The organism is Mycobacterium sp. ELW1 (assembly GCF_008329905.1).
Lineage (GTDB): Bacteria > Actinomycetota > Actinomycetes > Mycobacteriales > Mycobacteriaceae > Mycobacterium.
The window spans coordinates 2,661,571-2,681,604 of the sequence record NZ_CP032155.1 but is presented as its reverse complement, the minus strand read 5'-3'; the positions used below and the strand labels follow the sequence as shown (position 1 = coordinate 2,681,604).

Here is a 20,034-nt window from a genome sequence, read left to right as displayed (position 1 = left end):
GCTCGAAAGACTTCATACCGCTACCACCGACGAATGCACTTCGTAGCCAAGATCGAGCACCACCGCGGTGGTCGGCGAATCCGCATTGCTGCTGTCGGCACCGGCGACACCTGCTGTCTGCAAACCAACCCACGCCAAGCCGAGCAGCAACGCAAACACGCCGAAGTGTGCTCCCCGCCGAGCTATCGACATGAAACCCCCGGTTTCGCGCACGCCCACCCCGTTTGCGCACACGCTATGCGAGATTCAGCAAATTGTCAGCGGAGTCACAGAAAAGTCGGGAGGCCGTGTCTCGGCTGCTAGCACCCAGCCCTGGCGAATCAGGCTTGTGGCGGCCGGTCGGTAGCGGCCGGCACACGGGCACTAATGCGCGGCGGCATCCCAGCTGCGGCCGTACCCGACCGACACCTCGAGCGGCACATCCAGCGGGTAGGCGCTGCCCATCTTGTCGCGCACCAACTCGTCGAGGGTGTCGCGCTCGCCGGGCGCCACCTCGAACAACAGCTCGTCGTGCACCTGCAGGAGCATGCGCGATGCCAGTCCGCGTTCCTTCATCGCCGCGTCGACGTTGATCATCGCCACCTTGATCAGGTCGGCGGCGCTGCCCTGGATGGGTGCGTTGAGCGCGGCGCGTTCGGCGGCCTCACGCACCTGCCGATTGCTGCTGTCCAGCTCCGGCAGGTACCGCCGCCGGCCGAACACCGTCGAGGTGTAGCCGTCCTTGCGGGCCTGGTCGACGATGTCGCGCAGGTAGTCCCGGATGCCACCGAACCGATTGAAGTACTGCTCCATCTGGACCTTGGCCTCTTCGGTCGAGATCTTCAGCTGCGCCGACAGGCCATAGGCGCTCAGGCCGTAGGCCAGGCCGTACGACATCGCCTTGACGCGACGCCGGAGCTCGGCGTTGACCTCGTCGATCGGGACGTCGAACGCGCGCGACGCCACGAACGAGTGCAGGTCCTCCCCGGTCCGGAAGGCCTCGATCAGGCCCTCGTCCTTGGACAGGTGCGCCATGATGCGCATCTCGATCTGGCTGTAGTCGGCGGTCATCAACTCGCCGTAACCGTCCCCGACGATGAACGCGTCGCGGATCCGGCGCCCGGCGTCGGTGCGGATCGGGATGTTCTGCAGGTTCGGCTCGGTCGACGACAACCGCCCGGTCGCGGCGATGGTCTGGTTGAACGTGGTGTGGATGCGCCCGTCGGCGGCAACAGACTTGAGCAGCCCGTCGACGGTGACCTTGAGTCGGGTTGCGTCGCGGTGGGCCAGCAGATGCTCGAGGAACGGGTGGCCGGTCTTGTCGAACAAGGACTGCAGCGCGTCGGCGTCGGTGGTGTAGCCGGTCTTGGTGCGCTTGGTCTTCGGCATGCCGAGCTCGTCGAACAGCACAACCTGCAGCTGCTTGGGCGAACCCAGGTTGATCTGTTTACCGATCACCTCGAACGCCGCGTCGGCGGCTTGCCGAATCTGCTCGGCGAACTCCCGCTCTAAGGTGTTCAGCTTGTCCAAATCGACTGCGATGCCGACGTTTTCCAGCCCGGCCAGCACAGCCTGCACCGGCAGCTCCATCTGGCCCAGCAGCGACGACGAGTCGATGCGCTCCAGCTCCTCGTCCAGTGCGTCGGCCAGGTCGGCCACCGCACGGGCGCGCAGGATGAGCGTCTGCACTGCCTGGTCGTCCACGCCTTCGCTGTCATCGAGGAGCGAAAGCTGTTGTTGCTCAGGGTTATCGGCACGCAGCTCGCGACGCAGGTAGCGCAGCGACAGGTCGTCGAGGGCGAAGCTGCGCTGCCCGGGGCGCACCAGATACGCCGCCAGCGCGGTATCGGAGGTGACGCCGGCCAGCTTCCAGCCCCGACCGGCCAGGTCGTGCATGGCAATCTTGGCTTCGTGCAGCACCTTCGGCGCACTGTCATCGGCCAGCCAGGCTCCCAGCGCGGCCTCGTCGTCAGGGGTCAGGCTTGCGGTGTCGATGTAGGCGCCGTCACCGTCGGCCGTGGCGATCGCCACCGCGGTGGCATCGCCGTCGTACACCTGATGGGTGCCGACGACGGCGAGACCGGACCGGGCGCCGGTTCGGGCGTGCTCGGCCAGCCACGCCGACACCGTGCCGGGTTCCAGTTGCCCGCCACGCACATCGAAGCCCTCGTCGACCTCCGGCTCGACCGCGGCCAGCGTGTCGAACAGCCGGTCGCGCAACACCCGGAACTCGAGGTCGTCGAACAGACGGTGGATCTGGTCGCGGTCCCACGGCTGTAGCCGCAGCGTGTCGGGGGTCTGCGCCAGCGGGACTTCCTTGACCAGTTCGGTGAGATCCCGGTTGAGGATGACGCTGGACAGGTTCTCGCGCAACGCATCTCCGACCTTGCCGCGCACCGCGTCGACATTGTCGACCAATCCCTGCAGCGAGCCGTATTCGAGGATCCACTTGGCGGCGGTCTTCTCCCCCACCCCCGGGATGCCGGGCAGGTTGTCGCTCGGGTCGCCCCGCAGCGCCGCGAAGTCGGGGTACTGCGTCGGCGTCAGGCCGTACTTCTCCACCACCGCCTCGGGGGTGAACCGGGTCAGATCGCTGACGCCCTTGCGGGGATAGAGCACGGTCACGTCCGGACTGACGAGCTGCAGCGCGTCGCGGTCGCCGGTGACCACCAGCACCCGGTAGGCCTCCTGCTCGGCCTGGGTGGCCAGCGTGGCGATGATGTCGTCGGCCTCGAAGCCGGGCTCGGCCAGGACGGTGATGCCGAGTGCGTTGAGAACTTCCTTGGTGATTTCGATCTGGCCGCGGAACTCATCCGGCGTTGCCGAGCGGCCTTCTTTGTACTCCGGGTACTTCTCCTTGCGGAAGGTCTGCCGGGAGACGTCGAACGCGGCGGCGATGTGGGTGGGCTGTTCGTCGCGCAGCAGGTTGATCAGCATGGCGGTGAACCCGTAGACCGCGTTGGTGGTCAGCCCGTTCTTCGTTTTGAAGTTCTCGGCGGGCAGAGCGTAGAAGGCCCGGAACGCCAGCGAATTGCCATCCAGCAACAACAATGTGGGTTTTTGATCCGTAGCGCTCGCCGTCACGCCATCACTCTATGCACCGCCCCCGACACTCAGTACCCGAGGAGCTTGCGAAACCGCTGTCCCACCGCCATCGACTGGCCCATCCGCTGCACCCACCCGTCGAGCGCGGCCTTGGTATCGGCCGGATCCCAGCCGCGTTCCTGCCCCAGGGCGATCATGCCTGCCTCGTCGGTGATGCCACGCTTCTGCGCGGTGAGGGCGAGATCGGCGTAGTTGCCCAGCGAGATGCCGTTGATGGGTTCCCAGATGGGGTCATCGTCGGCCACTGACCTGTTCGACGGGCCGCCCAGCAGGGCAGGATCACTCAGTTTCTTGAAAAGTCCCATGCCGCGACTTCACCCCGAGTCGCCGGCTACCGATCCCAACTTTCCGAACTGGAACACGTTTCAATTCGGCGGCCCGCATCGCTTACGATGACCCCGTGCCAGCTTCTCCAGACGCCCCCACGCAACTACCGGCGATCGACGGTTGGTGGGACCACGACGACGCCGGTGTGCCGCATCTGATCGGCGGCAAGTGCCCGCAGTGCGGAACCTATGTGTTCCCGCCACGGGCCAACAACTGCCCCAACCCGGCCTGCGACAGCGATGTTCTCGACGCCGTCGCGCTGTCGCGGCGCGGGACGGTGTGGAGCTACACCGAGAACCGGTACGCGCCGCCCCCGCCGTATCCGTCGCCGGACCCGTTCGAGCCGTTCGCGGTCGCCGCTGTCGAGCTTGCCGACGAGGGCCTGATCGTGCTGGGCAAGGTCGTCGAAGGCACGCTGGCCGCTGACCTGAAGGTCGGCATGGAGGTGGAGCTGACCACCATGACGCTCTACACCGACGACGACGGCACCGAGCGCGTCACCTACGCATGGGAGATCGCGAAATGACCGCTGAGCCCGTCTACATCCTCGGCGCGGGCATGCACCCGTGGGGCAAATGGGGCCGCGACTTCACCGAGTACGGCGTCGTCGCCGCCCGCGCCGCGCTGGCCGAGGCCGGCTTGGACTGGCGCCAGATCCAACTGGTCGCCGGCGCCGACACCATCCGCAACGGCTACCCCGGTTTCGTCGCCGGTGCGACCTTCGCGCAGAAACTCGGCTGGAACGGCATCCCGGTCACCTCGAGCTACGCGGCTTGCGCCAGCGGTTCGCAGGCCCTGCAGAGCGCCCGGGCGCAGATCCTGGCCGGCTTCTGCGACGTGGCGCTCGTCATCGGCGCCGACACCACCCCGAAGGGCTTTTTCGCCCCGGTCGGTGGCGAACGCCGCAACGATCCCGACTGGCAGCGCTTCCACCTGATCGGCGCCACCAACACGGTGTACTTCGCGCTGCTCGCGCGCCGCCGGATGGATCTCTACGGCGCGACGCTCGAGGACTTCGCCCAGGTGAAGGTCAAGAACGCCCAGCACGGGTTGAACAATCCGAACGCCCGCTATCGCAAAGAGGCCAGCGTCGAAGACGTGCTGGCCAGCCCGGTGGTCTCCGATCCCCTTCGGCTGCTGGACATCTGCGCGACGTCCGATGGCGCGGCTGCGGTGATCGTGGCCAGCAAGGCGTTCACCGAGAAGCATCTCGGCTCGGTACAGGGCGTGCCGTCGGTGCGCGCGGTGAGCCTGCAGAGCCCGCAGTATCCCCAGCATCTGCCCGAATTGCCAGACATCGCAACCGATTCCACCGCTGTGGTGCCGGGCCCGGACCGGGTGTTCAAGGATCAGATCCTCGACGCCGCCTACGCCGAGGCCGGCATCGGCCCGGAGGACCTGTCGCTGGCCGAGGTCTACGACCTGTCCACCGCACTCGAACTCGACTGGTACGAGCATCTGGGGTTGTGCGCCAAGGGCGAAGCCGAGCAGCTACTGCGCAGCGGCGCCACCACGATCGGCGGCCGGATTCCGGTCAACGCCTCCGGCGGTCTGGCCAGCTTCGGCGAGGCCATCCCCGCCCAGGCGATCGCCCAGGTCTGCGAACTCACCTGGCAGCTCAAGGGTCAGGCCACCGGCCGTCAGGTCGAGGGCGCCAAGGTCGGCGTCACCGCCAATCAGGGCCTGTTCGGCCACGGCTCGTCGGTGGTCGTCGCCCGCTAGGTGAGCCAGACCGTCGTCGTCACCGTCAAGCCGGGCAGCCGCAAGGGGCCGCTGGTCGAGACGGCCGACGACGGTTCGCTGACGATCTTCGTACGGGAGCCCGCCCTCGAGGGCAAGGCCACCGAGGCCGCGGCTCGGCTGCTCGCGAAGCACCTCGGGGTACCGCGCAGCGCGGTGACGTTGACGGCGGGCGCGACGTCGCGGGTCAAGCGGTTTCGCGTCGACTAGGCTGCGCGCTGCCGCCCCGCCATACATCGACGGCGTCCTGCAGCGGCAAACCCAGTGCGTCGCACAGGCTTACGACGGTGCCGAAGCTGGGACTGGGCAACCGACCGACCTCGATCTTGCGCAGCGTCTCCGGGGAGATACCCGCGTCCTTGGCGATGACCTCGGGTGCGCGGCCGGCCCGCGCCGTCCTGATCAGCGCGCCGAGGCGTTGTCCGGATCGGATCTGCTCGGGGCTCAGCGGTACGCGCACCATGCGATCGAGTATACGGTATAAAAATACCGACGAAGGGAATCGCACTCCGATGATCGAACTCAAGACCGCCAAGGAAATCGACAAGATGGCCGTCACGGGTGACTTCGTGGCGCGCACACTGGCGACGCTGGCGGACGAGGCCGAACCGGGCGTGAACCTGATGCAACTCGAACACCGCGCCAGGGCTCTGATCGACGAGCGCGGCGCGACGTCCTGCTACTGGGACTATTCGCCGTCGTTCGGCCGCGGCCCGTTCCGCAATGTCATCTGCCTCTCGGTCAATGATGCTGTGCTGCATGGCCTTCCGTGGGATTACGTCCTGCGCGACGGCGATCTGCTGAAGCTGGATTTCGCCGTCTCGATCGACGGGTGGGTGGCCGACTCCGCGATCACGGTGGTGGTCGGCGACAACCCGAACGCCGCGGACACCGCACTGGTCGAGTCCACGCGCCGCGCCCTGGCCGCCGGCATCGCGGCCGCGGTTCCCGGCGGGCGGCTCGGCGACATCTCCGCGGCCATCGGCGATGTGGCCGCTGCCGCGGGGTACGCCGTCAACACCGACTTCGGCGGGCACGGGCTGGGCCGCACCATGCATGAGGACCCGCACGTGCCCAACCGAGGCAAGCGCGGCCGCGGCATGGTGCTCAAACCCGGTCTGACGCTGGCACTCGAGCCGTGGTGGGGACGCGGAACCAATCAGCTGATCGTCGATCCGGATGGCTGGACACTGCGCGCGGCCGACGGATCCAACACCGCACATTCCGAGCACACGATCGCGATCACCGAGCAGGGCCCGCGGGTGCTCACGCTGGGCTAGTAGACCGCACGGCATCGCCTCTCGGCCGAACAGCTCGGTCCGGCTCGGAGCGGTACCGTCATCTGATGCCTGGTTGGGACTCGTTTGCCGTAATCGTCGGCGGCGTCGGCGGAGCGCTCGTCGGATTGTTGTTCGTCGCGATCTCGATCCACGCCAAGCAGATCGCCGAGTCGCCGAGCCTGCGCTGTCGTGCAGCTCAAACACTGGTGGTGTTCGCCATGCTGCTGCTGGTGGCCGTCGTACTGGTTGTTCCATCGCAACCCCACCGGGTCGTCGGCGCCGAGCTCATCGTGCTGGCTGTTGGCGCAACGATCCTGCTGATCTTTCTCGGTAGGTCTGCCGAAGACACCGCCGCGGAGAACCCGCTGAGCCGAATGTTGAAGCGAGTCAACCCGAATGTCACCACAGCACTCGGTATCGCGCTCACGGGCCTGCTGTTGCTCACCGGTGCGCGGTGGGCTCCCTACGCACTGCTGCCCACGACGTGCGTGGCCATCGTGGGGGGCCTGACAAGCGCCTACCTGTTGCTCACCAAACTCTCCGAGTGATCACGCCACCCCGAGATACGCCGCGCGAATACTGTCGTCGGCCAACAACTCTCGGGCCACCCCACTGCGGGTGATGGTTCCGGTCTCCAGGATGTAGGCGCGATCGGACCGGGTCAGCGCCTGCTGAGCGTTCTGCTCCACCAGCAGGACGGTGGTGCCCTGCGCGTTGATCTCGGAGATGATCTTGAAGATCTGCGAAATGATCATCGGCGCAAGGCCCATCGACGGCTCGTCGAGCAGCAACACTCGCGGGCGGGCCATCAGCGCGCGTCCGATGGCGAGCATCTGCTGTTCCCCACCGGACAGGGTGCCGCCGACCTGGGTACGGCGCTCGGCAAGCCTCGGGAATGTCTCGAACACCCAATCGAGACGCGCACGACGCTCCGCTTTGCTGTCGAACTTGCGCCCGTAGCAGCCCATTTCGAGGTTCTCGGTCACGGTCATTCCGGGGAAGACACCGCGGCCCTCGGGGGCCTGGATGAGGCCGTCGATGGCACGCTGATGAGCCTTGACCCGGCTGATGTCGCGGCCCTCGAACCACACCGATCCCGACGACAACGGCCGAAGCCCTGAGATCGCCCGCATCATCGTGGTCTTGCCTGCGCCGTTGGAGCCCAGCAGGGTCACCAGCTCGCCCTGTCGCACCTCGAGCGAAACGCCGTGCAGCGCTTCGATCCTGCCGTAGTGGACGACGGCGTCGCGGATCTCGAGCAGCACCTCGGCCTCAGAGCTGGTCATCGGGCACCCCCAGGTAAGCGGCGATCACGGCCGGGTCGTCGCGGATCTCGGCGGGCAGGCCGTCGGCGATCTTGCGGCCGAATTCCAGCACCACGATCCGGTCGGTGACACCCATGACCAGCCGCATGTCGTGCTCGATCAGCAAGACGGTGTATCCGTCGTCGCGGATGGCCTGGATCAGTTCGATCAGCGCGGCTTTCTCGCTGGGGTTGAAGCCGGCCGCCGGCTCGTCGAGGCACAGCAGCTTCGGCTCGGTGGCCAGCGCCCGGGCGATCTCCAGCCGGCGCTGGTCCCCGTACGGCAGGTTCTTGGCCTTCTCCTCGCCGCGATGGGCGATACCGACGAATTGCAGCAGCGCGGCGGCCTTGTCGATGGCGGAGCGCTCTTCGCGGCGATGCCGGGGCGTGCGCACCAACGCGCCGGGCACCGACGTCTTGTGCCGCGCATCGGTGCCCACCACCACGTTCTCCAACGCGGTCATCTCGCCCCACAGCCGGATGTTCTGGAAAGTCCGGGCAATCCCCCGTCGGGTGATCTGGTGCCGCTTGATGCGGCCCAGCGGCGCCCCGTCGAAGGTCACCGATCCCGAACTCGGCCGGTACACACCGGTGATCGCGTTGAAGCAGGTGGTCTTGCCAGCGCCGTTCGGTCCGATCAGGCCGAGGATCTCGCCCCGCTTGATCTGAAAGCTCACCGAATCCAGCGCGGTCAAACCGCCGAACTTCACCGTGAGATCCTTTGTCTCCAGCAGGGTTTCCCCCTCGGCGACGTCAGTGTCACGGGTGAAAACGGCCAGACTCTCGTCGATCGGGGTGTCCGGATCGTCCTGGGTGGGACCACTGGCGGCGTGCGTCATGCGGCCGACTTCGACTCGTCGGCGCTGCGCAACAGATAGCGGGCGCGTTTGCCGTAGGTGAGCAATTGCTGGCGAACCGGGAACAGCCCCTGCGGGCGGAAGATCATCAGCACCACCAGCGCCAGGCCGAAGAACAAGTACTTCAGGTCGCCGAGGTTGATGCCCAGGAAGTGCACGCCGAGCAGTCGGTTCGGCAGGTAGACGATCACGAACGCTCCGAAGATGACGCCGAGCTTGTTGCCCTGCCCGCCCAGCACCACCGCGCACAGGAACAACATCGAGTTGATGATGTTGAACGTGGGCGGCGCGACGTATTGCACCTGCCCGGCATACAGCGCCCCGGACAGTCCGCCGATCGCGGCACCGATCACGAATGCCCACAGTTTGAACCGGAACGTGTTGACGCCCATCACTTCCGCGGCGTCCTCGTCTTCGCGGATCGCCACCCAGGCCCGGCCGACCCGGCTGCGTTCCAGGTTGCCGACCAGCAACAGAATTCCGACGATCAGGATCAATCCCAGCCAGAACCACCAGGTGCCGTAATTCGCATGGCCTGTGGAGTTACCGCTCGAGAAGACCCCTTCCGGCAACTTCTCGGTCTGCCCGACCCTCGGATAGGCCACCCCGTTGAGGCCGCGGGAACCGTTGGTGACTCCGGACAGGTTGTCGGCGAGCAACCGGATGATCTCGCCGAATCCCAATGTGACGATGGCCAGATAGTCGCCGCGCAGCCGCAATGTCGGGATGCCGAGGATCAGGCCCGCCAGCGCGGTGAACGCCATCGCGAGCGGCACACACGACAGCCACGCCCAGTCCTCGCTGAACGCCCCGCCATTGCTCAGCTGGTTCCACGGGCTGTCCGGACTGGTGAGCAGAGCGACCGTGTAGGCGCCGACGGCGTAGAAGCCGACGTAGCCCAGGTCCAGGAGACCGGCCTGGCCCACGACGACGTTGAGGCCGATCGCGATGATCGCCACCATGGCGAACTGAGCCATGGTGCCGCCGAAGCTGATTCCGGGCGTGTCGAAGAACGGCGGCGGGTGCAGCGGCGACAACGCCAGCAGCGCGAAGCCCAGAATTCCGAAGCCCCACTTCTGCACCCGGCTCAGGCCCGACCACCAGCCGCGCAGGCCGTCGCCGGGAGCCAGCAGCCGGCCCGACCACTTCCCTGGCGTCTGCTCGCTCATGCTCGCGCCTTTCCGAGGCTTTCCCCGAGTATCCCGGTGGGCCTGATCAGCAGCACCAGAACCAACAACACGAAAGCGACGACGTCGCGCCATTGCGTGCCGAACACGGCCTGGCCGTAGTTCTCCATGATGCCCAGCACCAGCCCACCCAGCAGCGCCCCGCGCAGGTTGCCGATTCCGCCGAGCACCGCGGCGGAAAAAGCCTTGATACCCAACAGGAATCCGCCGGAGTAGATGATGCCCTGCGGCACCTTCAGGGTGTAGAGCAGCGCGGCGGCGCCGGCCAGCAGACCGCCGATGAGGAACGTCGTCAGGATGATCCGTTCCCGGGACACCCCCATCAGCGTCGCGGTGGTCGGGTCCTGAGCCACTGCACGGATACCGCGGCCGAACTTGGTCCGGTTGATCGCGATATCGGTCAGCGCGGCGAAAATGAGCGCGGCCGCGACGACCACGATCGTGACGTTGGAGACGGTTGCGCCGAACACCTCGAACTGGGACTTCGGCTGCACCAGGATGATCGGCTGCTGAGCGTTGCTGCCGCCGTAGCCTTTGATGATCTTGGGCAACACGAAGTGCACGAACTCCTGTAGCACGAACGACATACCGATCGCGGTGATCAGGAAGGTCAGCGGCCGCGCATTGCGCCGCCGCAGCGGCCGATAGGCGACGAACTCCAAACCCATTGCGGCCGTGCCGGATACCAACATCGCGAACAACATGGCGATGCCGAGGTAGAACACGGTGAGCAGCACACCCTTGCTGTAGGCGTTGCCGCTTGGCGAGAACCCCAGGATCATGTCCAGGCAGAAGTACGCACCGAACATGCCCAGCATGAAGATCTCGGAATGCGCGAAGTTGATCAGCCGCAGCACACCGAACACCAGGGTGTAGCCGACCGCGACCAGGGCGTAGATGGCGCCCCAGGACAGCCCATCGATGGTCAACTGCCAGAAGCCGTCTCGAAGATTGTCGATATTGAAACCGATGTCACTGGCGAGACATGAGATCTGGCCGAGGCACTGATAGACCATCTAGGGGGCGGCCTCCTTGGTGTCTGGAACGAGAACGCGTCCGAGCCAAGTGGTCCCGGACGCGTCTCGCGAATCGTTACTGAACCTTGTAGATCCAGATCAGGGTGGTGGTGAGCTCACCCTTGTCGGTCCACTGGTATTTACGGGCAACGCCCTGTCCGTTGTAGTTCTTGACCCAGTCGAGCAGGTCCGGACGAGTGATCTTGCCCGCGTCGATGCCCTTCAGCAGAACGGTCCCGAGGTCGTAGCCCTCGGTGCTGTACGTGCCGGGAGCCTGACCGAACTTCTTGGTGTACTCGTCGGCAAAGCTGCCGGTGGCCGGACCGCAGGGGCAGGACAGGATGGCGTCCTTGGAGGCCTGGCCGGCCGCCTTGACGAACTCCGGATCCTTGGTGCCGTCGGCGCTGACGAACTTGCCGGTGTACCCGCCGTCGCGCAGCTGCTGCACGAACGGCGCGGCCTCGGCGTAGTAGCCGCTGTAGAACACCGAATCCGGCGACTGGCCCTTGACCTGGGTGACCGCGGCCGAGAAGTCCTTGTCGCCCTTCTTGACCGAGATCTTGCAGGCATCGAGGGCCACCGGGCCGAGGGTCTCGCGGACTGCCGCCGCCAGGCCGGTGCCGTAGTCGGTGCTGTCGTCGACGACGCAGACCTTCTTCTGGCCGAGGGTGTTCTTCAGATAGTTGGCCACCGAGGGACCTTGCACGCCGTCGTTGGCGAGGCCGCGGAAGAACGTCTTCCAGCCCTGCTCGGACAGCGTGACGTTGGTGGCCGAGGCGGTGGCCGCGACCAGACCGGCCTGGTCGAAGACCCCGCCGGTGGCCTTGGTCTCGCCCGAGAACGCCGGTCCGACAAGCCCGATCGTGAACGCGTCGTCGACGATCTGCGGCGCGATCGCGGTGGCCTTCTGCGGGTCACCTTCGGTGTCGAACGGCTTCAGCTGGACCTGGCAGCCGGGATTGGCGGCGTTGTGCTTGTCGATGGCCAGCTGCACGCCGTCCTTGATGTTGATGCCCAGCGCGGCGTCGGGCCCGTTGAGCGCACCGGCCATGGCAATGGAAACCGGCGGGCAGGTGGCCTTGCCGTCACCGGCCGGATCGGCCGGGGTGGCGCCGGCGTCGGGCTTGACTTCCGCGCCGTTCTGATCGATCTGGACCTGCTCGACGATCTTCAGATCGCTTTGTGAGGCGTTGCCGCCATTCGACGGGGTCTGTTGGTTGCAGCCGGCGATGCCGATGACCGCCAGCAGCGCCGAACTAGCGGCGATTGCACTGCGTGTCGCGCGTCCGCGCACGTTTACCTCCGGGTCAGTAGTTTCACGGCGCCGACATCGCAGACCGCTCTCCGGCCCACTCTCGACACTGCGGTAGAACATAACCAACCGGTGGCCGCAGCGCGTCGTGTTGGCCAACGCCTGGCCGTGAGCATATTCCGGATCGCGCTAAACGGCGCGGTCAGAGGAAACGCAGAGTTAACGCATCAATTCGACGCCGGATCCGAACCGGGCGTGTCGAGAGTCTCCAGCACCACCTCGGCGACCCGCTTCATCGTGGTGCGCCGGTCCATGGCCGCACGCTGAATCCACTTGAACGCTTCGGGTTCGGTCATGCCCTGGTTGGCCTGCAGCAGCCCCTTGGCCCGTTCCACCAGCTTGCGGGTCTCCAGCCGGTCGGACAGGTTGGCGACCTCACGCTCCAGTTCGGCGATCTCACCGAACCGGCTGACCGCCACCTCGATCGCCGGGATCAGATCGCTGATCGAGAACGGCTTCACCAAGTACGCCATGGCGCCGGCGTCGCGCGCCTTTTCCACCAGATCCCGCTGACTGAAGGCGGTCAACACGACGATCGGCGCAATGCGCTTGCTGGCGATCTCGGCGGCCGCGTCGATCCCGTCGCGACGCGGCATCTTGACGTCCATGATCACCAGGTCAGGGCGCAGCTGTTCGGCCAGCTCGACGGCCTCCTGGCCGTCGCCGGCCTCCCCGACCACCTCGTAGCCCTCGTCCCGAAGCATCTCGGCCAGATCCATCCGGATCAACGCTTCATCCTCGGCGATCAGCACCCGGCGGGATGTGCGGTCTTCGGCGTCCGTCATGCGGCCATTGTTGCGTGGTCAGCGGTAATCAGCCACCTCGGCGTACTCCGGCCGACCGGTTGGCGGCCCCGGGGCGGTCATCCACTATGGTGGGACACCGCCGTGAAGACGGCCTGCCCTCGTATCCCAACTGGCAGAGGAAACGGATTCAAAACCCGTGCAGTGTGAGTTCGAATCTCACCGAGGGCACCACAATGAATGGTCGGGCCGCACGTCATCGAAGGCTCACGCGAACCATCGTCGCCACGGTTGGCGAAGTCGCTTGATCTGTTGATTGATGCGGGCTTCCAGAGCGTCGTCCACACCGATTGTGAGCGCCAAGGTGTAGAACTCGGTGGGCTCCGAATCCTGCCAGCCGAGTTTCGGTATCACGGCAATGAACCCGACAATCCGTGTGATGAATTCATCAACGTCGTCAAGTGGCCGGTCCACAAGCCGCGCAATGTCGTCGATTACTTGGCGATAATTCGCGGGGCCGTCCACCCCTCGTGTTTCTCGTGCGAGAACCAGATTGTCTCGATAAAAATCGGTCACCAATGTGGCCGCGGCAACGACTTCGGCGGGGGTCGGGTCTTCGTCATACAGGTCGTGGTCGCCGAAGACACGTCGAAAGGCAGGAGCGAACATCGCCCGCTGCAGATCCACCTGGAGTCGGCTAAGCCTTGACTCGACTGCATCATTGAGCGCCTCGAGTTCGTGAATGTTCGTGACTCGCCGACCGGAGGACGAACCCACTTTGGCGAGATGAGCCTCCACGGCGCGCTGGAGTTTGGACCGCTGCTGAACCATTACCGAGCCGAACCCGGCAATCTCCCAGCATTGGCGCTTGTCGCTGAAGAGTTCCGCTAGCTGATCCGGTGTTTCGGCGAGAGCCGCAACCGTGACATCGGCGTCATCCGACACTGTGACCCCTCCCCAACTTCCGCCAGTCGAATCGATGCCGGGGCATTCCCCCGCATTCGGTGGAGCAGAAACTAGCGGGCCCGACCGACAAGACAAATCCGCTCACCCAATTTTTGGACAACGACCGTGCGCAGCGAGTCGAAGCAAAATTCGATGACCTCTGAAAAGATGTGCGAGCGTTCAGCAATCACATTCCGCTTCTCCACGCGAGGATCCCGCCAATGCCCACTGCCGAGAACGGCGCCCTGACGCGGCCCAGAGTCCTCCTGATCTGCTCGCAGCCCAGCCTCACCTGCTCTGCGCTCTACTGCCTCAAGGGCATGGGCGCTCGGGTCGTCGCGGCCGGCGACCCCGGCCTGCGATTCCTACGGTTCTCGCGGTACTGCGAGACGTTCGTGCCCTGCCAGGTTTATGGCGCCGACCCCGATGAGTTCGTCGCCCGCATCAGCCAACTGGCCGACGAGTACCGGATCGACGTCATCATGCCGGGCGACAGCGACAGCCTCTTCCTGCTCGCCGAGGTGAGGGACCGCCTGACGACGCGGGTCTTTCCGATCCCGACGTTGCAGCAGCTGCGCCGGCTGAACGACAAGCACGCGTTCCACGACACATGCGTACAGGCGGGCGTACCGGTACCGGCCTCGATCTTCGTGGCCGACAAGCATGAACTCGATCCGGACGAGCTGGGCGAACGATTCGGCTATCCCCTGATCGTCAAGCCCACCACGTGGGGTGGATCGGACGGCCTGGTGGTGGCCACGTCGGCCGACGACGTTCGCGCACAGATCATCGACAACCCCGACTACCGATACTTCCCCCTGGTCGCTCAGGAGTTCCTGCCCGGACAAGATGTGGGGCTCAACGTCTTCGCGGTCGACGGCGAGGCGATTCTCGCCGCGCCGCAGATGCGGGAGGGCGAAACGATCACCCACCTGGACAACGAGCGGGTGGTATCTCTGGGCAAGCAGTACGTCAAAGCGGCCGGCCTGACCGGGCTCGCTCATCTCGATGCTCGGCTCGGCCCCGACGGGCAGGTGGCATTTCTCGAGTGCAACCCGCGCATCTGGGCATCGGTCTGCCACTCGTACTGGTGCGGCGAGAATTACGTCGCGGCCGGTATACGGCATGCGCTCGGTCTGCCGGCGGCCCAGCCAACGCCGATCGCGGGTCAATCGGTGACCGCCCCGGCACACCTGTTGTTCGACCTCGCCCGGGGCCGCCGGACGCCGTGGTCCCTGGACCGCGGCAACCGGCGAGCACTGGCGCAGGGCTGCGCCGACCCGGTGTTGCTTCTCCGGCGGTACTTCGACCGCCCCACCCGACGAACAGTGCAATAGCCGAGAGAACTTCCCGCCGAAGTCATTTCACACGCGGCGGGCCAAGATCACCGGACGCAGTTGTTGCCGACGATCTCCTTGCAGACCGCTCCCGGGGGCGCGGGGTTGACCGTCGGCGAGAACGAGTTCGGGCCTCCGGGCGCCACCGCCTTCTCGGTCGGCGACGGTGTGACGGTGGACGACGGGGTGGTCGTCGACGACGGGGCGTCCTTCGCGTTCGAGCTGCACGCGGTCAGCGCACCCATCCCGACGATTGCGGCCCCGCCAGCAAAGAGTGCAATCTGACGAGTCAGGCGACCAGAGCTCATAATGTTTCCTATCTGTGTACGCCGAAGTGGCGAAAAGCCACTTTACTGGAAAAGCGCTGTGGGTCCAATGGGGAGAGCATACCCCTCAAGCAAACTTTTAGACGGCTTTTCAGTAGAGGTCCAGGCGTCGATCGGAGAGCAGGTCGACGTACTCGGTGAGTGTCTTGTCGTGCGTGGCGGACAGATCCACATCGGCGATGGCCAGGCCCGGTCCCGGCCCGGCCGCAGCGACCACCCAGCCGTCGGGGTCGATGATCACACTGCCCTCGGTCCACGGCTGGTCACGTTCGACTCCGGCGCGATCACACACCGCGACCACCACCCGATTGAGCCGGGCCGTGGACATCGCTGTGATCACCTCGCCGGGCCGCTCACCCTTAGGACGCGGGAACAGCGGCCAATTCACCGGCGCCACAATCAATTCCGCGCCGTCGACGGCCACTTGACGGGTCACCTCACCGAACTCCAGGTCGTAGCAGACCATCACCGCGATTGCCCCGTGCCGTGTCTTCAGCACCGAGGGCAGCTCCGCGCCGCGGGTGAAGATGAGCTTCTCCCGGTCCCACAGATGTGTTTTGCGGTAGGTCGCGAGCACTCCGTCGCGGTCGAGCGCGACCGCGCTGTTGTACAGCAACCCGTCGTCACCGAGCTCGCAGAACCCGCCGATCACGATCGCGTCCCCAGCGGCGGAGCGCCACCCGTCGAACGCCGGGTCGGTCGGGTGCAACGCCACCGAGCGGGCTTCGTCGGCATCAGCGAACATATAGCCGGAGGTGGCCAGCTCCGGCAGCACCACGACATCGGCGCCCTGCGCGACGGCGTCGGCAACCGCACGCGTCGACAAGTCGACGTTGTCGGCCAGCGCGCCGATGGTGGGGTCGATCTGAGCGCACGCGATCCGGGTCATCCTTGCAGGCTAACCTCGCCGCAAGGAACCGGCAGAGGAGGAAACATGGCACCCGACGGCAACGATGTGCCGGGCCCCGGCATTGTCGGGCAGGTCGACGCCACGAAGTACCCGCGCTACACCGAGCCGTCGACCTTCGCACGGTTGCCGCGGATCTCCGAGGTGCCCGGTGCCGACGTCCGTATCGTCGGGGTGCCCTTCGACAGCGGGGTGTCCTACCGGCCCGGAGCGCGATTCGGGCCCTCGCATGTCCGCGCGGCCTCCAAGCTGCTGCGGCCGTTCAACCCGGCGTTGGGGGTCAGTCCGTTCAACGCCCAGCAGGTGGCCGACTGCGGCGATATCGCGGTCAACCCGTTCGACATCGACGAGGCGATCACCACGATCGACACCGCGATGACCGACCTGCGCAAGGATGGGTCGACCGTTCTGACCATCGGCGGCGACCACACCATCGCCCTGCCGATCCTGCGCTCACTGGCCCGCGACCACGGACCGGTGGCGGTGCTGCATTTCGACGCCCACCTCGATACCTGGGACACCTATTTCGGCGCGCCCTACACCCATGGCACACCGTTCCGGCGAGCCAGCGAGGAAGGGCTGATCGACATGGAGAGGTCGCTGCACATGGGCATCCGCGGCCCGCTCTACAGCAAGACCGACCTGGAGGACGACGCCGTTCTGGGCTTCCAGGTGATCCGCTCCGATGACTACGAATTCGACGGTGTGACAAGCATTGTCGAACGTATGCGCAAGCGTCTCGAGGGCGGGCCGGTGTACGTCTCGGTCGACATCGACGTGCTCGATCCCGCGCATGCGCCGGGCACCGGAACCCCGGAAGCCGGCGGGTTGACGTCGCGCGAACTGCTCAACACATTGCGCGGGCTGGTGGGCCTCGATGTGGTCGGCGCCGACATCGTCGAGGTGGCCCCGGCCTACGACCACGCCGAGATGACCGGGATCGCCGCCGCCCACGTCAGCTACGAACTCCTCTCGGTGCTTGCCGCCAACCGATAGGCTGCGTTGGTGGGCACCCTGCGGAAATGCGCTGGTTCGGTGCCGTCGGACGGGCCGGCTCAGCGCGCGGACTGCGAGAAGATGCAGCGCCGCGCGCCGGCTCGCAACCTGCATTGGGCCGAGTCGATCACGCGCCGTCAGCGGGTGCTCAACATCGCGGCGACCATGGCCGCCGTCGTCACCGCCGTCATCGGGATCCTGCAGTTCATCACCGCCGATCACTTGGTGGCCATCGGGCTGGTCAATCTCGGCACCGCGGCGATCTTCGGGGTCATCCCGCTGCTGCACCGCTTCGGCGAGAGCATTGCCGCGCTGGCATTCATCTTCTTCGCCTTCCTGTCGCTGACGATCGTCGGCTGGCAGGTCGGGACCGACTCCGGCATCCAGTTCTATTACCTGGTGTCGGCGTCACTGGCCGTTCTCGTGCTCGGCGTCGAGCACGTCGTGCTGGCCTCGATGGTGGTGGCGATCGGCGCCGGGCTGACCATCGCATCGCAGTTCCTGGTTCCCGGCGACACCGGAATCCAGCCGCGCTGGCTGGTCAACGCCGGCTTCGTGATCACCACGGTGTCCGCCTGCGTGATGATCTTCGCGACGGTCTGGTACGCCATGCGGGAAGTCTCGCGCGCCGAAGCCGCAATGGAATTCGAGTACCTGCGCTCCGAGGCGCTGTTGGCCAACATCCTCCCCGCCACCATCGCGGCGCGGCTCAAAGACCCGGCCCGCGGCACGATCGCCGACCGATACGACGACGCCTCTATCCTGTTCGCCGACATCGCCGGCTTCACCGAACGGGCCAGCCAGATCGCACCCGCCGAGCTGGTGCGCTTCCTCGACCGGCTCTACACCACCTTCGACCGCCTGGTCGACAAGCACGGCCTGGAGAAGATCAAGACCACCGGCGACTCCTACATGGTCGTCAGTGGCGTGCCCGAGCCCCGGGACGATCACGCCGAGGCGCTGGCGAATCTCGCACTCGACATGGCCAAGGCGGTCCGCGATCTGCGCGACCCCAACGGTCAGCTCGTGCCGCTGCGGATGGGGATGGCCGCAGGCCCGGTGGTCGCCGGCGTGGTCGGCGCCCGCCGGTTCTTCTACGACGTGTGGGGCGACGCGGTCAACGTCGCATCCCGCATGGAGACCACCGACCCCGAGGGCCGAATACAGGTCCCCCAGGATGTCTACGAACGGCTGCGGAGCCGGTTCGTCCTCGAGGAGCGCGGCGACGTCGACGTGAAGGGCAAGGGCCTGATGCACACCTGGTATCTGGTCGACCGCCGCACCGAAACGGGCCCGGACAGCGATCAACCCGCCCAGGAAGAGACTGGGCGGGTCGAAAGTCCAACCGGTTAGACCTTGCGGTTCTCCGACTTGAGCAGCCACGCCAGCTTCTCGAGCCCGTCGATCATCTGGTGCAGCTGGTCGGCGGTGGTGGGATCTTCGGCGTCGACAGCGTCGTGCACGTCGCGCATGGTGTCCACGACGGCGTAGATCGCCGTGGTGATCAGGTCGACCACTTCGCCAGTGTTGTGTTCGTAGCCGGGGATCTGCGGGACGCTCGTGGTTGCCGCGACGGTGTCGGAGCGGCCGTCGGGCACGGCATCCAGGGCACGCATCCGCTCGGCGATCGTGTCACTGGATTCGCGGGCGAAGTCGACGAGCTCGTCGAGCTGCAGGTGCAAGTCGCGGAAGTTGGTTCCGACGACGTTCCAGTGCGCCTGCTTGCCCTGCAGGTGCAATTCGATGAGGTCCACCAGGACTCGCTGCAGGTTGCGTGTCAGCTCGGGTGAGGCCTGGAATCCGGTTACTTCTGCGGAATGTCGTCGTTGTCCGGTCGCTGTCGTCATGGTTGATACAACAGGCTGTGACGGGCATTTCTGCCCCGATTCGCTGTCATCCTCGTCACGGCGCTACATGACCTTGGACAGGAAGGCCTTCGTCCGGTCGTGCTGCGGATTGCTCAGAACGTCCCGCGGCGGTCCGCTTTCGACGATCACCCCGCCGTCCATGAACACCAGTTCGTCGGCGACCTCGCGGGCGAACCCCATCTCGTGCGTCACGACGATCATCGTCATGCCTTCGCTGGCAAGTTTTTTCATTACCCCCAGCACCTCACCGACGAGTTCGGGGTCCAGCGCCGAGGTCGGCTCGTCGAACAACATCAGCTTGGGGTCCATCGCCAGTGCGCGGGCGATCGCGACTCGCTGTTGCTGTCCGCCGGAGAGCTGCGCCGGGTACGCGTCGGCCTTGTCCGAAAGCCCCACCGTGCTCAGCAGTTCCTGAGCCCGTTCGACGGCGGCGGCTTTCTTGACCCGTTTGACGTGCACCGGCGATTCGATGATGTTGGCCAGCGCCGTGCGGTGCGGGAAAAGATTGAAATGCTGGAACACCATGCCGATGTCACGGCGCTGTTTGGCGGCCTCGCGCGGAGGCATCTCATAGAGCTTGTCGCCACGCTCGCGATACCCGATGAGATCGCCGTCGACGTAAAGCCTTCCCGCACTGACAGTTTCGAGGTGATTGATGCACCGCAGGAACGTCGACTTGCCGGAGCCCGACGGTCCGACAAGTACCAGCACCTTGCCGCGGTCGACCGACAGCGTCACACCTTTGAGCACCGACAGGGCGCCGAAATCCTTGCACACCCGCTCGGCGCGCACCATGGGTTCGCCGG

Annotated in this window: 23 protein-coding genes and 1 tRNA gene; 9 read left to right on the top strand and 15 right to left on the bottom strand. The window is 66.0% G+C overall.

The features are described 5' to 3' along the window. Window positions 1-12: 12 nt before the first annotated feature. From D3H54_RS31190 to D3H54_RS12480, 3 genes are all read right to left on the bottom strand, one after another. Window positions 13-159, bottom strand: a complete 147-nt coding sequence (locus D3H54_RS31190) for a hypothetical protein (protein WP_168214845.1) — start codon at window positions 157-159, stop codon at window positions 13-15. 204 nt (window positions 160-363) lie between these two features. Next, window positions 364-3,063, bottom strand: coding sequence for a DNA polymerase I (polA, locus tag D3H54_RS12485; RefSeq protein ID WP_149379306.1), 2,700 nt, complete (start codon window positions 3,061-3,063; stop codon window positions 364-366). A 29-nt stretch (window positions 3,064-3,092) separates the two neighbouring features. Further along, a complete protein-coding gene (locus D3H54_RS12480) occupies window positions 3,093-3,389 on the bottom strand; it encodes a hypothetical protein (protein ID WP_149379305.1) in 297 nt (98 codons plus the stop codon). Window positions 3,390-3,484: 95 nt separating this feature from the next. Between D3H54_RS12480 and D3H54_RS12475 the strand changes: the two genes are divergently transcribed. From D3H54_RS12475 to D3H54_RS12465, 3 genes are read left to right on the top strand one after another with little or no spacing between them, the layout of a single operon-like run. Further along, on the top strand, window positions 3,485-3,937 hold the full coding sequence (locus D3H54_RS12475) for a Zn-ribbon domain-containing OB-fold protein (RefSeq protein WP_149379304.1): 453 nt from the start codon (window positions 3,485-3,487) through the stop codon (window positions 3,935-3,937). Next, on the top strand, window positions 3,919-5,133 hold the full coding sequence (locus tag D3H54_RS12470) for a lipid-transfer protein (RefSeq protein WP_502707735.1): 1,215 nt from the start codon (window positions 3,919-3,921) through the stop codon (window positions 5,131-5,133). The genes D3H54_RS12475 and D3H54_RS12470 overlap by 19 nt, the downstream gene beginning before the upstream one ends. Next, on the top strand, window positions 5,134-5,361 hold the full coding sequence (locus D3H54_RS12465) for a DUF167 domain-containing protein (protein ID WP_149379302.1): 228 nt from the start codon (window positions 5,134-5,136) through the stop codon (window positions 5,359-5,361). On the opposite strand, the gene D3H54_RS12460 is transcribed toward D3H54_RS12465, so the two are convergent. Beyond that, a complete protein-coding gene (locus tag D3H54_RS12460) occupies window positions 5,339-5,614 on the bottom strand; it encodes a helix-turn-helix domain-containing protein (RefSeq protein ID WP_149379301.1) in 276 nt (91 codons plus the stop codon). The two genes, D3H54_RS12465 and D3H54_RS12460, sit on opposite strands and share 23 nt — an antisense overlap. A gap of 49 nt (window positions 5,615-5,663) precedes the next feature. Here D3H54_RS12460 and map point away from each other — a divergent pair, with 49 nt between their 5' ends. Both map and D3H54_RS12450 read left to right on the top strand, forming a co-directional pair. Beyond that, window positions 5,664-6,431, top strand: coding sequence for a type I methionyl aminopeptidase (gene map, locus D3H54_RS12455; RefSeq protein ID WP_149379300.1), 768 nt, complete (start codon window positions 5,664-5,666; stop codon window positions 6,429-6,431). A gap of 65 nt (window positions 6,432-6,496) precedes the next feature. Then, on the top strand, window positions 6,497-6,979 hold the full coding sequence (locus D3H54_RS12450) for a hypothetical protein (protein ID WP_149379299.1): 483 nt from the start codon (window positions 6,497-6,499) through the stop codon (window positions 6,977-6,979). On the opposite strand, the gene D3H54_RS12445 is transcribed toward D3H54_RS12450, so the two are convergent. From D3H54_RS12445 to D3H54_RS12420, 6 genes are all read right to left on the bottom strand, one after another. Continuing rightward, window positions 6,980-7,717, bottom strand: a complete 738-nt coding sequence (locus D3H54_RS12445) for an ABC transporter ATP-binding protein (RefSeq protein WP_149379298.1) — start codon at window positions 7,715-7,717, stop codon at window positions 6,980-6,982. Further along, the gene (locus tag D3H54_RS12440; RefSeq protein WP_286199219.1) at window positions 7,704-8,573 is read right to left on the bottom strand and encodes an ABC transporter ATP-binding protein; all 870 of its coding nucleotides are present in this window, start codon (window positions 8,571-8,573) and stop codon (window positions 7,704-7,706) included. The genes D3H54_RS12445 and D3H54_RS12440 overlap by 14 nt, the downstream gene beginning before the upstream one ends. Continuing rightward, window positions 8,570-9,760 (bottom strand): branched-chain amino acid ABC transporter permease, encoded by a 1,191-nt coding sequence (locus tag D3H54_RS12435; RefSeq protein WP_149379297.1) that lies wholly within the window; start codon window positions 9,758-9,760, stop codon window positions 8,570-8,572. The genes D3H54_RS12440 and D3H54_RS12435 overlap by 4 nt, the downstream gene beginning before the upstream one ends. Beyond that, the gene (locus D3H54_RS12430) at window positions 9,757-10,794 is read right to left on the bottom strand and encodes a branched-chain amino acid ABC transporter permease (RefSeq protein WP_149379296.1); all 1,038 of its coding nucleotides are present in this window, start codon (window positions 10,792-10,794) and stop codon (window positions 9,757-9,759) included. Before D3H54_RS12430 ends, D3H54_RS12435 begins: the two co-directional genes overlap by 4 nt. Before the next feature lie 76 nt (window positions 10,795-10,870). After that, on the bottom strand, window positions 10,871-12,088 hold the full coding sequence (locus D3H54_RS12425; RefSeq protein WP_149379295.1) for a branched-chain amino acid ABC transporter substrate-binding protein: 1,218 nt from the start codon (window positions 12,086-12,088) through the stop codon (window positions 10,871-10,873). A 185-nt stretch (window positions 12,089-12,273) separates the two neighbouring features. Further along, window positions 12,274-12,891: an ANTAR domain-containing response regulator gene (locus tag D3H54_RS12420; protein WP_036344739.1), complete on the bottom strand. Its 618-nt coding sequence runs from the start codon at window positions 12,889-12,891 to the stop codon at window positions 12,274-12,276. A 115-nt stretch (window positions 12,892-13,006) separates the two neighbouring features. Here D3H54_RS12420 and D3H54_RS12415 point away from each other — a divergent pair. Then, window positions 13,007-13,083 (top strand) — tRNA-Leu (locus D3H54_RS12415). A 33-nt stretch (window positions 13,084-13,116) separates the two neighbouring features. Here the strand turns inward: D3H54_RS12415 and D3H54_RS12410 are convergent. Next, on the bottom strand, window positions 13,117-13,794 hold the full coding sequence (locus tag D3H54_RS12410) for a hypothetical protein (RefSeq protein ID WP_149379294.1): 678 nt from the start codon (window positions 13,792-13,794) through the stop codon (window positions 13,117-13,119). 221 nt (window positions 13,795-14,015) lie between these two features. Here D3H54_RS12410 and D3H54_RS12405 point away from each other — a divergent pair, with 221 nt between their 5' ends. Then, window positions 14,016-15,131: an ATP-grasp domain-containing protein gene (locus D3H54_RS12405; RefSeq protein ID WP_149379293.1), complete on the top strand. Its 1,116-nt coding sequence runs from the start codon at window positions 14,016-14,018 to the stop codon at window positions 15,129-15,131. A 47-nt stretch (window positions 15,132-15,178) separates the two neighbouring features. Here D3H54_RS12405 and D3H54_RS12400 read toward each other — a convergent pair whose 3' ends face one another. Both D3H54_RS12400 and D3H54_RS12395 read right to left on the bottom strand, forming a co-directional pair. Further along, on the bottom strand, window positions 15,179-15,439 hold the full coding sequence (locus D3H54_RS12400; RefSeq protein WP_149379292.1) for a hypothetical protein: 261 nt from the start codon (window positions 15,437-15,439) through the stop codon (window positions 15,179-15,181). 109 nt (window positions 15,440-15,548) lie between these two features. Further along, entirely contained in the window at window positions 15,549-16,346 is a 798-nt protein-coding gene (locus D3H54_RS12395) for a nitrilase-related carbon-nitrogen hydrolase (RefSeq protein WP_149379291.1), read from the bottom strand. Between the two features lie 45 nt (window positions 16,347-16,391). Between D3H54_RS12395 and speB the strand changes: the two genes are divergently transcribed. Together speB and D3H54_RS12385 are read left to right on the top strand one after the other, a co-directional pair. Continuing rightward, the gene (gene speB / locus D3H54_RS12390; RefSeq protein ID WP_149379290.1) at window positions 16,392-17,360 is read left to right on the top strand and encodes an agmatinase; all 969 of its coding nucleotides are present in this window, start codon (window positions 16,392-16,394) and stop codon (window positions 17,358-17,360) included. Between the two features lie 81 nt (window positions 17,361-17,441). Next, window positions 17,442-18,713 (top strand): adenylate/guanylate cyclase domain-containing protein, encoded by a 1,272-nt coding sequence (locus D3H54_RS12385; protein WP_168215067.1) that lies wholly within the window; start codon window positions 17,442-17,444, stop codon window positions 18,711-18,713. Here the strand turns inward: D3H54_RS12385 and D3H54_RS12380 are convergent. Both D3H54_RS12380 and D3H54_RS12375 read right to left on the bottom strand, forming a co-directional pair. Then, complete coding sequence (locus tag D3H54_RS12380; RefSeq protein ID WP_149379288.1) at window positions 18,710-19,207, bottom strand: Dps family protein; 498 nt, start codon at window positions 19,205-19,207, stop codon at window positions 18,710-18,712. The two genes, D3H54_RS12385 and D3H54_RS12380, sit on opposite strands and share 4 nt — an antisense overlap. 63 nt (window positions 19,208-19,270) lie before the next feature. After that, window positions 19,271-20,023 carry an amino acid ABC transporter ATP-binding protein gene (locus D3H54_RS12375; RefSeq protein WP_210419732.1) on the bottom strand — a complete coding sequence of 251 codons (753 nt, stop codon included), beginning with the start codon at window positions 20,021-20,023 and terminating at the stop codon, window positions 19,271-19,273. Window positions 20,024-20,034 lie beyond the last annotated feature (11 nt).